6 protein-coding genes are annotated in these 11891 nt (G+C 67.5%); 3 read left to right on the forward strand and 3 right to left on the reverse strand.

The features are described from left to right. Positions 1 to 311 precede the first annotated feature (311 nt). The 3 genes from fadD32 to LMQ14_RS00625 all read left to right on the forward strand — a co-directional run bounded on the left by fadD32 (position 312) and on the right by LMQ14_RS00625 (position 9137). Complete coding sequence (fadD32, locus tag LMQ14_RS00615; protein ID WP_267732957.1) at positions 312 to 2228, forward strand: long-chain-fatty-acid--AMP ligase FadD32; 1917 nt, start codon at positions 312 to 314, stop codon at positions 2226 to 2228. Positions 2229 to 2310: 82 nt separating this feature from the next. Next, positions 2311 to 7566: a polyketide synthase Pks13 gene (gene pks13, locus LMQ14_RS00620; RefSeq protein WP_267735720.1), complete on the forward strand. Its 5256-nt coding sequence runs from the start codon at positions 2311 to 2313 to the stop codon at positions 7564 to 7566. Then, entirely contained in the window at positions 7566 to 9137 is a 1572-nt protein-coding gene (locus LMQ14_RS00625; protein WP_267732958.1) for an acyl-CoA carboxylase subunit beta, read from the forward strand. Before pks13 ends, LMQ14_RS00625 begins: the two co-directional genes overlap by 1 nt. A 28-nt stretch (positions 9138 to 9165) precedes the next feature. Here LMQ14_RS00625 and LMQ14_RS00630 read toward each other — a convergent pair whose 3' ends face one another. Genes LMQ14_RS00630 through LMQ14_RS00640 form a run of 3 tightly spaced genes read right to left on the reverse strand, consistent with a single transcriptional unit; the run spans position 9166 to position 11649 of the window. Then, positions 9166 to 9465: a hypothetical protein gene (locus tag LMQ14_RS00630; RefSeq protein WP_267732959.1), complete on the reverse strand. Its 300-nt coding sequence runs from the start codon at positions 9463 to 9465 to the stop codon at positions 9166 to 9168. Then, positions 9462 to 11234: an acyl-CoA dehydrogenase family protein gene (locus tag LMQ14_RS00635; protein ID WP_267732960.1), complete on the reverse strand. Its 1773-nt coding sequence runs from the start codon at positions 11232 to 11234 to the stop codon at positions 9462 to 9464. The genes LMQ14_RS00630 and LMQ14_RS00635 overlap by 4 nt, the downstream gene beginning before the upstream one ends. 58 nt (positions 11235 to 11292) lie before the next feature. Continuing rightward, on the reverse strand, positions 11293 to 11649 hold the full coding sequence (locus LMQ14_RS00640; RefSeq protein ID WP_267732961.1) for a hypothetical protein: 357 nt from the start codon (positions 11647 to 11649) through the stop codon (positions 11293 to 11295). Between the last annotated feature and the right edge of the window lie 242 nt (positions 11650 to 11891).

Genomic DNA, 11891 nt, shown 5'->3' on the forward strand with positions numbered 1-11891 from the left:
GCCGGGCACCGAGGACAACGCTGTCGGGCGCGCGAGGTGCTGGGCAACGGGACACAGCGGTTAGGTAGGCGGTACCGGGCGCAATCGGCGGTACCTTGAGATTTGGTCTGCCGCGCGCCGCCGCCTAACATTAAGAGAAAACTAAGAGCGATAAGAGTTTGGCGGTTCCCGACCGGGTCACAGCTCGGACGGACCGGCGCAAGTTTGCGCCGCGTACGAGGCCGGCCCACGCGCAGACGACATTGTCGGCAACGCCGACACCAGGACCGCCGGAGTAGCTGACCGGCGAGTGTGTAACAGGAGAGGGCGGCATGGCCTACCACAACCCGTTCATCGTGAATGGAAAGATCAAGTTCCCGGACAACACGAACTTGGTCAAGCACGTTGAGAAGTGGGCGAAGGTTCGCGGTGGCAAGTTGGCCTACCGGTTCATCGACTACTCCACCGAACGCGACGGCGTCTACCGCGACATCGTCTGGTCGGAATTCAGCACCCGCAACCGTGCCGTGGGCGCGCGTCTGCAGCAGGTCACCGAGCCCGGCGACCGGATCGCCATCTTGTGCCCGCAGAACCTCGACTACCTCGTCGCCTTCTTCGGCGCGCTGTATGCCGGCCGGATCGCGGTGCCGTTGTTCGATCCGGCCGAGCCGGGTCACGTCGGTCGCCTGCACGCCGTGCTCGACGATTGCGCGCCCTCGACGATCCTGACCACGACCGAGGCCGCCGAAGGCGTCCGCAAGTTCATCCGGGCCCGGGCGGCCAAGGAGCGGCCGCGTGTCGTCGCCGTCGACGCGGTGCCCGACGAGGTCGCCGCCACCTGGGTAGCGCCCGACGCCGACGAGGACACGATCGCCTACCTGCAGTACACCTCCGGGTCCACCCGGACCCCGACCGGCGTGCAGATCACCCATCTGAACCTGCCCACCAACGTGCTGCAGGTGCTCAACGGCCTGGAAGGCAAGGACGGCGACCGGGGGCTGTCCTGGCTGCCGTTCTTCCACGACATGGGGTTGATCACCGCGCTGCTGTCGCCGGTGCTCGGCCACAGCTTCACCTTCATGACGCCCGCCGCTTTCGTGCGCCGACCCGGCCGCTGGATCCGGGAGATGGCGCGCAAGCCGGAAGACGGCCCGGATTGCGAGGTCTTCACCGTCGCGCCCAACTTCGCCTTCGAGCACGCCGCGGTCCGCGGCCTGCCCAAGGACGACGAGCCGCCGCTGGACCTGAGCAACGTCAAGGGCATCCTGAACGGCAGCGAGCCGGTGTCCCCGGCGTCGATGCGCAAGTTCTACGAGGCGTTCGAGCCCTACGGTCTGCGCAAGACCGCGATCAAGCCGTCTTACGGGCTGGCCGAGGCGACGCTGTTCGTCTCCACCACGCCGATGGACGAGGCGCCCACCGTCATCCACGTCGACCGTGAAGAGCTGAACAAGCAGCGCTTCGTCGAGGTGGCAGCGGACTCGCCGAACGCCGTCGCGCAGGTGTCCGCCGGCGTCATCGGCGTCGACGAGTGGGCCGTCATCGTCGATCCCGATGCCGCCAGCGAGTTGCCGGACGGCCAGATCGGCGAGATCTGGTTGCACGGTAAGAACCTGGGCACCGGCTACTGGGGCAAGGAAGCCGAGACCTCCGAAATCTTCCGCAACATTCTCAAGTCGCGCATCAGCGCGTCGCACGCCGAGGGTGCCGAAGACGACGGGCTGTGGGTGCGCACCGGTGACTACGGCACCTACTTCAACGGCCACCTCTATATAGCGGGCCGCATCAAGGACCTGGTCATCATCGACGGCCGCAATCACTACCCGCAGGACCTCGAGTATTCGGCGCAGGAGGCCAGCAAGGCGTTGCGCACCGGATACGTCGCCGCCTTCTCGGTGCCGGCCAACGAGCTGCCGCAAGCGGTGTTCGACAATCCGCACGCCGGGCTCAAGTTCGACCCCGACGACACCTCCGAGCAGTTGGTGATCGTCGCCGAGCGTGCCGCCGGCACGCACAAGCTCGACTACCAGCCCATCGCCGACGACATTCGCGCGGCCATCGCCGTGCGTCACGGGGTTACCGTCCGTGACTTGCTGCTGGTGCAGTCGGGGACGATTCCCCGTACCTCCAGCGGCAAGATCGGACACCGTGCCTGCCGCGCCGCCTACCTCGACGGCAGCCTGCGCAGCGGCATTGGGTCCCCGACCGCTTTTGCCAATGAACAGACTGAATCCAGGAACCATGGCTGACACAGAATCTGACCTGCCGGACAACTCTGACCACGCGGCCGCTGCTGGTCCTGGCGGGGACGTGCCTGCCAAGAAGACCGACATGACGGTCCCCGAGATGCGGCAATGGCTGCGCAACTGGGTGGGCCGGGCCGTCGGCCAATCGCCCGACGCGATCGACGAGTCGGTCCCGATGGTCGAGCTGGGCCTCTCATCGCGGGATGCGGTGGCGATGGCCGCCGACATCGAAGACATGACCGGTGTCACGCTGTCGGTCGCGGTGGCCTTCCAGCACCCGACCATCGAATCGCTGGCCACCCGCATCATCGAGGGCGAGCCCGAACGCCCCGACGACGACTTCGAGGGTGTCGACTGGACGCGCCCCGGCCCGGCCGAGCGCGTCGACATCGCGATCGTCGGGTTGGCCACCCGGCTGCCCGGCGATATGAACAGCCCGGCCGAAACCTGGCAGGCCCTGATGGAGGGCCGCGACGCCATCACCGACCTGCCCGAGGGTCGTTGGTCGGAGTTCCTCGAAGAGCCCCGGCTGGCCGCGCGCATCGCGAAAGCCCGCACCAAGGGCGGCTACCTGAAGGACATCAAGGGCTTTGACTCGGAGTTCTTCGCGGTGGCCAAGACCGAGGCCGACAACATCGACCCGCAACAGCGGATGGCGCTGGAAATGACGTGGGAGGCGCTCGAGCACGCCCGCATCCCGGCGTCCAGCCTGCGCGGCGAGGCCGTCGGTGTCTATGTCGGCTTCACCAACGCCGACTATGGCTTCCTGGCCATCTCGGACCCGACCCTCGCGCACCCCTATGCGATCACCGGTAACTCCCACGCGATCATCGCCAACCGGGTGTCGTACTTCTACGACTTCCGCGGCCCCTCGGTCGCCGTCGACACGGCCTGCTCGAGTTCGTTGGTGGCGACGCACCAGGCGGTGCAGGCGCTGCGCAACCGTGAGTGCGACGTGGCGGTGGCCGGCGGTGTCAACGCACTGATCACCCCCGCGGTGACGCTCGGTTTCGACGAGATCGGCGCGGTGCTGGCACCCGACGGCCGGATCAAGTCCTTCTCGTCGGACGCCGACGGCTACACCCGCTCCGAGGGCGCCGGCATGGTGGTGCTCAAGCGAGTCGACGACGCTCGCCGCGACGGCGACCAGATCCTGGCCGTCATCGCCGGTAGCGCCATCAACCACGACGGCCGGTCCAACGGCCTGATCGCCCCCAACCAGGACGCGCAGGCCGAGGTGCTGCGCCGGGCGTACAAGGACGCCGGCATCGACCCGCGCAACGCCGACTACATCGAGGCGCACGGAACCGGCACCATTCTCGGTGACCCGATCGAGGCCGAGGCGCTGGGTCGGGTGGTCGGCCGCGGCCGCCCCGCCGATCGGCCGGCGCTGCTGGGCGCGATCAAGACCAACATCGGTCACCTGGAATCGGCGGCCGGCATCGCCAGCATAGCCAAGGTGGTGCTGGCGCTGCAGTACAACAAGCTGCCGCCGTCGATCAACTTCGCCGGGCCCAGCCCGTACATCGATTTCGATGGCATGCACTTGAAATTCGTTGATACCGCGACGGATTGGCCGCGATACGGCGGCTACGCCGTGGCCGGGGTGTCGAGCTTCGGCTTCGGTGGGGCCAACGCGCACCTGGTCCTGCGTGAGGTGTTGCCGCGCGACTATTACGAGCGCCCAACCGGGCCCGAGGTAACGCCGGCCGCCGAAGCCGACCTCGCGGAAGCGCCTGCGGCCGAAGGGCATTCGCTGCGGTTCGACGATTTCGGCAACATCATCACCGACGAGTTCGTGTTCGACGAGTCGGAGCCCGACCTGCCGGAAGTGACCGAAGAGGCGCTGCAGCTCAAGCAAGCGGCCTTGGAAGAGCTTGCGGCACAAGAGGAGTCAGAGCCGACCACGCCGCTGATTCCCCTTGCGGTGTCCGCGTTTTTGACGTCGCGCAAGAAGGCCGCCGCCGCCGAACTGGCCGACTGGATGGAAAGCCCGGAGGGCCAGGCGTCGTCGCTGGAGTCGATCGGCCGGTCGCTGTCGCGGCGTAACCACGGCCGCTCGCGCGCGGTGGTGCTGGCGCACAACCACGAGGAAGCCATCAAGGGCTTGCGCGCGGTGGCCGAGGGCAAGCAGCGGCCCAACATGTTCAGCGTCGACGGGCCGGTGACCAACGGCCCGGTGTGGGTGCTCGCCGGATTCGGTGCGCAGCACCGCAAGATGGGCAAGAGCCTGTATTTGCGCAACGAGGTCTTCGCCGAGTCGATCGAGCAGGTCGACGCCCTGGTGCAGGACGAGCTGGGTTACTCCGTGCTCGAGCTGATCCTCGACGATTCGCAGGACTACGGCATCGAGACCACTCAGGTCACCATCTTCGCGATCCAGATCGCGCTGGGTGAGCTGCTCAAGCATCACGGCGCCAAACCCGCCGCGGTGGTGGGCCAGTCGCTGGGTGAGGCCGCGTCGGCCTACTTCGCCGGCGGATTGTCGTTGCGCGACGCCACCCGGGCGATCTGCTCGCGCTCGCACCTGATGGGTGAGGGCGAGTCGATGCTGTTCGGTGAGTTCATCCGGCTGATGGCGCTGGTGGAGTACTCCGCCGACGAGATCAAGACGGTGTTCTCCGATTTCCCCGACCTGGAGGTGTGCGTCTACGCCGCGCCGACCCAGACCGTCATCGGCGGTCCGCCCGAGCAGGTGGACGCGATCATCGCCCGGGCGGAATCCGAGGGCAAGTTCGCCCGCAAGTTCCAGACCAAGGGCGCCAGCCACACCTCGCAGATGGACCCGCTGCTCGGCGAGCTCGCCGCGGAGCTGCAGGGCATCAAGCCGATGAGCCCGACGGCCGGGATCTACTCGACCGTGCACGAGGGCAGCTACGTCAAGCCGGGCAGCGAGCCGATCCACGACGTCGACTACTGGAAGAAGGGGCTGCGCCACAGCGTCTACTTCACCCACGGGATCCGCAACGCGGTCGACAGCGGGCACACCACATTCCTGGAGCTCGCCCCGAACCCGGTGGCGCTGATGCAGGTGGGTCTGACCACCGCGGACGCCGGTCTGCACGATGCCCAGCTGATCCCGACGCTGGCCCGCAAGCAGGACGAGGTCGAGTCGATCACGTCGACCCTGGCGCAGCTCTACGTGTTCGGCCACGACCTGGACATGCGCACGCTGTTCAGCCGTGCCCACGGGCCGCAGGACTACGCGAACATCCCGCCGACCCGCTTCAAGCGCAAAGAGCACTGGCTCGACGCGCACTTCTCCGGCGACAGCTCAATCCTGATGCCCGGCAACCATGTCGCGCTGCCGGACGGTCGCCACGTGTGGGAGTACGCACCCCGGGAGACGACCGACCTCGCCGCGCTGGTGCGCTCCGCCGCGACGACGGTGTTGCCGGACGCCCAGCTGACGGCCTCGGAGCAGCGGGCGGTGCCGGGCCTGGGTGCCCGTTTGGTGACGACGCTGACACGTCACCCCGGCGGCGCGGCGGTGCAGGTGCATGCCCGCATCGACGAGTCGTTCACGCTGGTCTACGACGCGCTGGTCGCCCGGGGTGGTTCGGCATCGGTGTTGCCGGCCGCGGTTGGCGTCGGCACGGCGATCACGGGTGAGACCTCGGTGGCCAGCCCGGTCGCGGCGCCGGTTGCCGACGAGTTCGTCGCGGATGACGGCGCCGAAACGCTGGGCGACAGCCTGACCACTCGCTACATGCCGGCCGGTTTCACCAAGTGGTCGCCGGAGTCCGGCGAGACCATCGCCGAGCGGCTGGGCGCGATCGTGGCCGCGGCCATGGGCTACGAGCCCGAGGACCTGCCGTGGGAGGTGCCGCTGATCGAGCTGGGCCTGGACTCGCTGATGGCGGTGCGGATCAAGAACCGCGTCGAGTACGACTTCGACCTGCCGCCAATCCAATTGACGGCGGTGCGCGACGCCAACCTCTACAACGTCGAGAAGCTGATCGAGTACGCGCTCGAGCACCGCGACGAGGTCGAGCAGCTGCACGAGCACCAACGGACGCAGACCGACGAGGAGATCGCCCGGGTGCAGGCCGGATTGCTCAGCGGCGCGCCGCCGGAATCCGTTGTCCCAGCGGTCGATCCGGAGCCTCAGGGCCCGCCGCCGTCGGATACACCGATTCCGCCGCCGCCGACGGATCCGTCCGGCCCGAACGGCAATGGCGCCAAGCCGAATCTGGCCGGCGCGGCCGAGGCGCTCAGCCAGGAGACCGTCGCCAAGGCGCTGAACTCCGACGTGCCGCCGCGCGATGCCGCCGAGCGGGTCACCTTCGCCACCTGGGCGATCGTCACGGGCAAATCGCCGGGCGGCATCTTCAACACGCTGCCCAAGCTGGACGACGCCAGTGCCGCCAAGATGGCGGAGCGGCTTTCCGAGCGCGCCGGGGGACCGATCAGCGCCGAGGACGTGCTTACCTCGGAGAACATCGAAGCGCTGGCCGAGAAGGTCCGCCAGTACCTGGAGGCCGGCGTGGTCGACGGGTTCGTCCGCACGCTGCGGGCGCGTCCCGACGACGACTCGAAGGTGCCGGTGTTCGTCTTCCACCCGGCCGGCGGGTCGACCGTGGTGTACGAACCGCTGCTCAACCGCTTGCCCGCGGACACGCCGATGTACGGCCTGGAGCGCGTCGAGGGCACGATCGAAGAGCGTGCGGCGCAATACGTTCCGAAGCTGATCGAGCTGCAGGGCGATGGGCCCTACATCCTGGCCGGCTGGTCGCTGGGCGGTGTGCTGGCCTACGCGTGCGCGATCGGACTCAAGAAGATGGGCAAGGACGTCGCCTGGGTGGGTCTGATCGACGCGGTGCGCGCCGGCGAAGAGGTGCCGCAGACCAAGGAGGAGGTCCGCAAGCGCTGGGACCGCTACGCCCGCTTCGCCGAGAAGACCTTCCAGGTCACCATCCCGGCGATCCCCTACGAGCAGCTCGAGGAGCTCGACGACGAGGGTCAGATCCGGTTCGTGCTGGAGGCCGTCAGCCAGAGCGGGGTGCAAATTCCGGCCGGAATCATCGAGCACCAGCGCACGTCGTACCTGGACAACCGCGCGATCGACACCGCCGAGATCCAGCCTTACGACGGGCATGTGACCCTGTATATGGCCGATCGCTACCATGACGACGCGATCATGTTCGAGCCGCGATACGCCGTCCGTAAGCCGGACGGCGGTTGGGGCGAGTATGTGGCCGACCTCGAGGTCGTGCCGATCGGTGGCGAGCACATCCAGGCCATCGACGAGCCGATCATCGCCAAGGTCGGTGCGCATATGAGCGAGGCGTTGGACACGGTCTCCGCAGAGCACCGCCGGACAAGTGAGGTAGGCAAGTAGTGACGGGTGAAGTTCCTTCTCGCGCACACACGACCGCCGAGAAGCTGGCCGAGCTCAATGCTCGCCTGGAACTGGCCAAGGAGCCCGGCGGCGAGAAGGCCGCCGCCAAGCGCGACGCGAAGGGCATCCCCAGTGCCCGCGCCCGCATCCACTCGCTGCTGGACCCGGGTACGTTCTTCGAAGTCGGGGCGCTGGCCAAGACCCCGAACGACCCGAACGCGCTCTACGGTGACGGCTGCGTCACCGGCCACGGCCTGATCGACGGCCGGCCGGTCGGGGTGTTCTCCCACGACCAGACCGTGTTCCAGGGCACCGTCGGCGAGATGTTCGGCCGCAAGGTGGCCCGGCTGATGGAGTGGTGCGCGATGGTCGGGTGCCCGATCGTCGGCATCCAGGATTCGGGTGGTGCCCGCATTCAGGACGCGGTCACCTCGCTGGCGTGGTACGCCGAGCTGGGCCGCCGGCACGAGGCGCTGTCCGGCATTGTGCCGCAGATCTCCCTCATCTTCGGCAAATGTGCTGGGGGAGCGGTGTATTCGCCGATCCAGGACGATCTGCTCGTCGCGGTGCGCGATCAGGGCTACTTCTTCGTCACCGGGCCGGACGTGATCCGGGAAGTCACCGGGGAGGAAGTCACCCTCGACGAGTTGGGTGGCGCGGATGCCCAGGCCCGCTACGGCAATATTCATCAGGTCGTCGACTCCGAGGCCGAGGCCTTCCAGTACGTGCGCGACTTCTTGTCATTCCTGCCGTCCAACATCTTCGACAAGCCGCCCATCGTGAACCCTGGGCTGGAACCGGAGATCACGCCGACCGACCTGGAACTGGACACGATAATTCCGGATTCGGACAACGCGGCCTACGACATGCACGAGATCCTGTTGCGGATCTTCGACGACGGCGACTTCCTCGACGTCGCCGCGCAGCACGGGCCGGCCATCATCACCGGGTTCGCCCGGGTCGACGGATATCCGGTGGGCGTGGTCGCCAACCAGCCCATGTACCTGGCCGGCTCGATCGACAACGAAGCCTCCGACAAGGCAACCCGTTTCATCCGGTTCTGCGATATTTTCGAGATCCCGCTGGTCTTCGTGGTGGACACGCCGGGATTCCTGCCCGGTGCCGAGCAGGAGAAGAACGGGATCATCAAGCGCGGTGGCCGGTTCCTGTCCGCCGTGGTGGAGGCCGACGTACCGAAGGTGACTATCACGATCCGCAAGTCCTACGGCGGCGCCTACGCCGTGATGGGCTCCCGGCAGCTGACCGCCGACTTCAACTACGCCTGGCCCACCGCGCGCATCGCGGTGATCGGCGCCGAGGGAGCCGCGCAGCTGCTGATGAAACGCTTCCCGGACCCCACCACGCCCGAAGCGCAGCAGATCAAGAAGGACTTCATCGAGGGCTACAACCTCAACATGGCGATCCCGTGGACGGCCGCCGAGCGCGGGTTCATCGACTCGGTCATCGACCCGCACGACACCCGGCTGCTGATCCGCCGTTCGCTGCACCTGTTGCGGGACAAGCAATTATGGTTCCGCGTCGGACGCAAGCACAGCCTGCTTCCGCTCTAGCCCTTCGATTCACACCTGATGTGATCGGCTATTGGGCGGGCTCGACCAGCGTGAGCCGCGGTCCCACCACGTCGTAGTCGAACCGCACCGGAGTGCCGTTCGTCAGGCTGCGTTGCAGGATCGCCAGCCACGCCGTGAAATTCGGGTCGTCGCGCGCCAATTGGTAGATGGCCGCGTGCCGGCCGAACGCCACCCCCACCGGGACATTGGGGTTGGTCGTGCTGAGGCTGGCAACGACGTCCTGTTCGACGACCGCGTTGGCGACGTTTCCGGACGTGAATACGAAGAGCGCCAACACAATTGCGAGGACTATGCGCAGCCGCCTCATCGCGCCAGCGCCCCGTCCGCCAACTCGTCGAAGCGCTCCAGCGCGGCCTCGGAGTCGGCATCGATGCCGCGTAGCGGTCCACGGTCGGCGAGGTAGCGTTGCGCGTACAGCGCGGCCACCAGCGCCTTGCGCTCACCGCCACGATTCTCCCGCTCCCAGGCCGCCTGCTCGATCAGCAACGCCCCCGCGTAGACGTCGCCCATGAATTGGGCCAACGGGAAGAGCCGTGCCTCGGCGACGGTGCTGTCGAGTTTGGTCCAGGCCGTCACCGCGGCGTCGAGGTCCTCGATGCGGCGGGCCACCAGGGCCGTGGTTTCGTCGTCGTCGGCGACCGACACCGCGTCGTGCAGCCGGGCCAGCAATGTCTCGTGCGCCTGCGTCTGCTCGATGCCGCGTCGCACGTCAAGGCACAGGATGTTGTCGGGGCCCTCCCAAATCGTGTTCACTTGCGCGTCGCGCAGCAGCCGCGCCACCGGCCACGTCTCGATATAGCCGTTGCCGCCGTGGATTTCGATCGCATCCGAGGCCGCGGTGATCCCCAGCCGGCACACCTTGAGTTTGGTGACGGGCACCGCGATGCGCTGCCGCACGCTGCGCGGCTGGCGATGGTTGGCCGCTCCGGTGCCGTCGAAAACCATTGCCTGCGCGGCTTCGACGTCGACGATCAGTTCGGCCAGCTTGCGCCGCATCAGCGGCTTGTCGATCAGCGCACCACCGAACGCCTGCCGCTGCCGCGCGTAGCACAGCGACTCGACCAAAGCGCGGCGCGCATTACCGAGCCCGAACAAGGCGATGCCGAGGCGCGCGGCGTTGGTCAGCTCCATCATCCGGCCCAGGCCCTTGCCGTCGGACGGGCCCGAGTCGCCGCTGGGTTCGCCGGACAGCAGGAACGCCTCGGCGTCGACGAACTCGACCTCGCCCGAGGCCACCGAGCGGGTGCCGAGCTTGTCCTTCAACCGCCGCACCCGCACCCCGTTGCGCGAACCGTCGCGGCGGGTGCGCAGCACCAGGAAGTTGGCGATGCCGCGGGTGGAGTCGGGTGCCCCCTCGGGCTTGGCCATCACCACGAAGGCCTCCCCGGCGCAATTGGACGCAAACCACTTGAAGCCGTTGAGCAGCCACGCGTCGCCGCTGCGGCGGGCCGTCGTCTCGAGCGCGCCGAGGTCGGAACCGCCGGTGCGTTCGGTCAACAGCTGCGCGGTCTCGCCGGCCCACTCGCCGGAAGCGAACTTGGCCTGCACGTGCTCGGCCACATCGGGCGGCGCGTATGCGGCCACCAGCGACTGGACCATGCCGCCGCCGGTGCCCAGCGCGCAGCCCATCCCGATGTCGGCCTGGTTGAGCAGATAGTTGGACGCGAACAGCGCCAGCCCGGAGCTCACTTTCGCGGCGCGCGCGTCGGTGCGCAGAGCCTGCTGGGCATCCAGGACCGCGCGCTTGGACTGCGTGAACGATGCCGGCATGACGACCTGGCTGACGTCGTGTCCCCACCGGTCGTAGCGCTCCAGCCGCGGTGGGTTGCGGTCCGTCTCGTCGGCCCAGCGGGCCACCGGCCCGCCCATCAATTCACCGATGCCGGTCAAATGTGGCTCTACGACTGCTAATTCGTCGGGCCGCAGGTAGTAGGCCATCGTGAACCGCAGCGTGGGGTCGCTCAGATACCAGTTCAGGCCGACCGCGCCGGTGTAGTTGTCCGTCTGGTAGCGCTGCGACTTCTCCGGGGTGGAGAAGGGCAGCCGGTCCACGGCCTCTACGTCGTAGTCGCTCATGCCGCGACGGTATTACAGCCGGGACGCCGGGTGAAGACGCGGCGCCGACGGGCTGGTCTTATACCGGCGCGACAAACTCCGACGTGTAGTACTCGGCCGGGTTTTGGGAATTCGGATTCGGGCGCTCGATAATTACCCACACGCCCGTCGTGCCCGGCCGGATATTGTCCGAAACGGTCACCGCTCCGCCGCCTGCCGCATCGGTGTCCAAACCGGAAAAGGCGGTGCCCGGATCTCCGGGGCCGCAATTGCCCGCCGCCGGCCGAGGTTCCTGAATCAGGCCCACGTCGAAATGGGTTCCCGGGGCGGGTCCGTCGGACAGCTGCACCTCCGCGATCGCTTTGCCCCCCGACGAACGAACGATGACCTGGCCGGTGCCCAGAGCGGACCGCGGCACCATCGGCACGGTGCTCACCAGGCTGAAATCGCACCGCCGAAGCTTGCTATCCAGAACGACAACTGTTCCGGATTCGGCCCCGGCCACCGCGGTTCCCGCGGTCGCTACCGTCGCACATGCCGCCCCCCATGCCGCTATACGCCTGCACGTGTGCATCGAGTCACTGTTCCTCCCCTGGGTTAGCTGCATCACAGCGGAGTAGATATTGACCTTTCTTCGCCCGAATTAAACCAATTGCATTGAATTACTCAAACGTCAAT

Origin of the sequence: Mycobacterium sp. Aquia_213, assembly GCF_026625985.1 — a bacterium.
GTDB lineage: Bacteria > Actinomycetota > Actinomycetes > Mycobacteriales > Mycobacteriaceae > Mycobacterium.